We start from the raw sequence: 3830 nt of genomic DNA, 5'->3' as shown, positions 1-3830 counted from the left end.
TATTGGTACCCATATCTAATTTTTGAGCGGTTTCTTTAGCAATAGCTAGCGCATCGCCAGTAACCATCTTTATCTTAACGCCCATTTTCATGGCAGTAGCAATCGTTTCTTTGGCATCATCACGCGGTGGATCAAAAAGAGGCAACACCCCAACAAACTGCCATGGACCATCGCCTTCAGCACGGGCAACTCCTAAAGCACGGAACCCCTTAACCGCAAAATCGTTGACGGCCTTATCGACATCAGATTTTACTTGGGCGAAATTTGCCGATAATGCTAAAATAACCTGTGGTGCACCCTTTGAGACTTTGAATGTTTTTCCATCTTTCGATGTTACTTCTGCCTCGGTACGCTTATGCACAGGATCAAAAGGCTGAAAATGCGTGACCTTGTATTCCTTTAATGCATCGGTATCCTTAAGTCCTGCTAGAACAGCTAAGTCAATAGTGTCGTTATTTTCCGCACGAGATGCAAGAGCACCATTCAAAATCACCTGCTCGGCTGGTATGTTATCAACGCTGAAAGGATCACCAAGCGTTAATTTATTTTGTGTAAGCGTTCCTGTTTTATCAGCACAAAGTACGTCCACGCCAGCCAGTTCCTCAATAGCCACCAGCTTGCTCACAATAGCTTGCTTTTTGGCCAACAGCCGTGCCCCGACCGCCATTGTTACCGACAATACCGTTGGCATTGCTACTGGAATAGCTGCTACTGTTAGTACAAGTGCAAACTGTAATGTACTAAGAATAGGATCGCGACGTAAAACGGAGACGGTAATAATGATGGCTACCAACACAAGGGCGAGGATAATTAGGTAATTACCAATCTTGAGTACTGCCTTTTGAAAGTGGCTTTCGGTATGCGCTTCTTCCACCAATTTTGCTGTTTTGCCAAAATAGGTGTTGGTACCCGTGGCATAAACCAAAGCGTCAATTTCACCTCTGCGAATAATGGAGCCTGAGAATACTGCTTCCCCACTTTTTCGCGAAGCTGGCAACGATTCTCCTGTAAGCGCCGACTGGTCGACCGATATCTCGTCACCGTCGAGCAGACGAGCATCCGCAGGAACAATGTCCCCGAGACGCATGCGTATGACGTCACCCGGCACCAACTCGCGAGCTGGAGGTGTTGTCCACTTTCCATCCCTTTTTACTCGGGCATTAGTGGCTAGTTTTGCTTTCAAAGCGGCGATGGCATTTCCTGCCTGGCGCTCTTCCCAAAACCCTACCAAAGCATTGGCAAAAAGCAATACCAGAATAATGAAAAAATCCGGCCAGTGACGCGCTACGGCAGAAAGAACTACAGCTATTTCTATCATCCAAGGAATAGGTCCCCAAAAATAAGATAGCAATTTCAGGAACATATTGGTTTTCTTTTCCTGAAGCTCATTAGGTCCGTATTGGGTCAGGCGTTTCTGCGCCTCAGCTTGCGTAAGCCCATCAGGAGACGATTCTAATTTTTTCTCTACTTCGTCCATAGGAAGTGACTTCAAATCATCCTTTGGCTCAGGCTTAGTTGCCAGGTTCTTTTTGCCAGCTTTGGGCTGTTCGTCTTTACTTTTCATACCGGATTTTATATAAGTGAACCGTAGGTTACTCAACAAACGACCATGGAATAGAAATCCGTAGTGGTTTAATAAGAATTAATTTTACTAGAATTATAATTTCAAAAATATTGTTGTCCGATTAAAACTTCCAGTACTTCGCGTAACCTTCTTTAAATAGAGGTTTTTAAAGTTTTGTTCAACTATACGCTTCTTTTGTTTTTTATTACAAACGCTTATAAAAAACGCGAATTTTGGACTAGACCTTAAACTTTAAGCCAAATGCTTTTTGGCACAGGTCTATATTCTATCAACGCAGTGGTCTTGATTCTTTTATCGAACAATAGTGTTTCAAAACATTTCCGCTTTGTTGTACTCAATCCTTTTAATATTAAACTTAGCATAACTGAAATCGCCTTGTTTTAATCTCCATAATACTTCAAAGCTTGTGGGGACTTTTACATTATTGAGCTCTTCATACCCAGCAATCTTAATTATCCAAGTTTCTAAATTTTCTTTATCCATATAGCGTTTAGTTTCCATTTGGATGATTTCACCAACTTCATTAAATGTGATAATGAAAAACAATTCAAGACCGTTATAATTGAACGTTAGTTTTGCAGAGTTTGAATCGATTGCCATCCACTTCAATCGTTCGCCAGGCAATAAATTGGTAGGATACAAAACACTTTCGCCAAGCCACCTCAGCAGTTCGCCTTGGTCGTATTCTTCTCCTTTAGCATCAACAACTTTAAATACAGAAAAAAGTAAAACGACCAACCTCCCTTTATCGGCGATATACATGTCCCGGGCGGTAAACATGGCGGTAACACCTTTCCAGATAAAACCTGGCTTTTCTGTGGTTGCATATTGTTCTCCTTTTATATGTACCCACTTTTTATCCAACCCTGTTTTAAATTGGCCATCATGGGTAATTCTTGCATAGCTTATATAAGGTTGCCCTTCTTTTGAAATGTACTTGAAATAACGTTGCACAGGTTCGGGCAAGCCATAAATTTGTTCAGAATGAAATAGGTTACTGGATATACTTTCTGACTGCCCAAAGAGCGTTTTTACTTCTTTTTTGAATTGAATAGACAGAATTATTTTTCCAGTGATTAGAATCCATATAAAAAAACCCGCTATGATAAGTGCAATGATCATTATCTATTTTTTATCTGAACTATGTGCTTTCCATTTCCAGTTGAGAACTTCAGGCAGATCTTTGCCATGCTCACTGACATAATGTTTATGTTCAATCAATTTATCTTTTAATTGTTGTTTCAGGTAATCCCCCTTGCTTCCTAAATGTGGCAAACGATCTATGACATCGATTACCAAGTGAAAACGGTCAATTTCATTCTGTACTCTTAAATCAAAAGGCGTGGTAATCGTTCCTTCTTCTTTATAACCTCTCACGTGAAGTTCACGGTTGGCACGGCGATATGTCAATCGATGTACCAACCATGGATACCCGTGAAAGTTGAAAATAATATGTTTATCTTTAGTAAATATGGAGTCATAATCCCGATCATTCAGTCCGTGGGGATGTTCTGAACTGGATTGTAGTTTCATCAAGTCAACGACATTCACCGTTCTTATTTTCACCTCCGGCAGATGTTCCCATAAAATCGAAACTGCAGCTAATGTTTCCAGCGTTGGCGTGTCACCACAACAAGCCATGATGACATCGGGTTCAGAATCCTGGTCATTACTTGCCCATTGCCAGATGCCAATGCCTTCGGTGCAATGCACCACCGCTTCATCCATAGTAAGCCATTGGGGAAGTGCATGTTTGCCCGCGACCACAACATTTACATAATGACGACTTCGCAGGCAGTGATCAATAATGGACAACAAACAATTGGCATCCGCTGGTAAATAAACGCGTACCACATCTGCTTTCTTATTAATGACATGATCCAAAAATCCGGGATCCTGATGGGTAAAGCCATTGTGATCCTGTTGCCATACATGAGAGGCCAACAAATAATTTAAGGAAGCAATCTTCCTGCGCCAGGGCAGTTCCAAGGTTACTTTCAACCATTTCGCATGCTGGTTGAACATCGAATCAATGATATGGATGAACGCTTCGTAGCAATTAAACAAGCCATGTCTTCCCGTTAAAAGATAGCCTTCCAGAAACCCTTCACATTGATGTTCGCTTAGCATAGAATCGATCACCTCACCAGAAGGCGAAAGAAATTCATCATACTCTTCGGTACGTGCGTCCCATTGACGATTGGTAGTTTCAAAAATGGCTCCAAGGAAGTTCGACATCGTTTCA

Annotated in this window: 3 protein-coding genes; all 3 read right to left on the bottom strand. The window is 41.6% G+C overall.

What is annotated here, in order from left to right; translation table 11 throughout:
- Nucleotides 1-1564: plasma-membrane proton-efflux P-type ATPase (locus tag ABIQ28_RS05990; RefSeq protein ID WP_348035971.1), on the bottom strand; the 1564-nt coding region annotated here is incomplete at its 3' end.
- Between the two features lie 330 nt (nt 1565-1894).
- Nucleotides 1895-2707 carry a DUF6544 family protein gene (locus ABIQ28_RS05985; protein ID WP_348035970.1) on the bottom strand — a complete coding sequence of 271 codons (813 nt, stop codon included), beginning with the start codon at nt 2705-2707 and terminating at the stop codon, nt 1895-1897.
- 3 nt (nt 2708-2710) lie between these two features.
- On the bottom strand, nt 2711-3830 hold a 1120-nt coding region (locus ABIQ28_RS05980; protein WP_348035969.1), incomplete at its 5' end, for a phosphoketolase family protein.

It is taken from the genome of Gelidibacter sp. (assembly GCF_039916245.1).
In the GTDB taxonomy this organism is placed as follows: domain Bacteria; phylum Bacteroidota; class Bacteroidia; order Flavobacteriales; family Flavobacteriaceae; genus Gelidibacter.
This window is presented reverse-complemented; position numbering and strand designations above follow the sequence as displayed.

Coding starts and splice junctions, on each gene's coding strand:
- ABIQ28_RS05985 (WP_348035970.1), bottom strand. CDS start 2,707: ATGATCATTGCACTTATCATAGCGGGTTTTTTTATATGGATTCTAATC.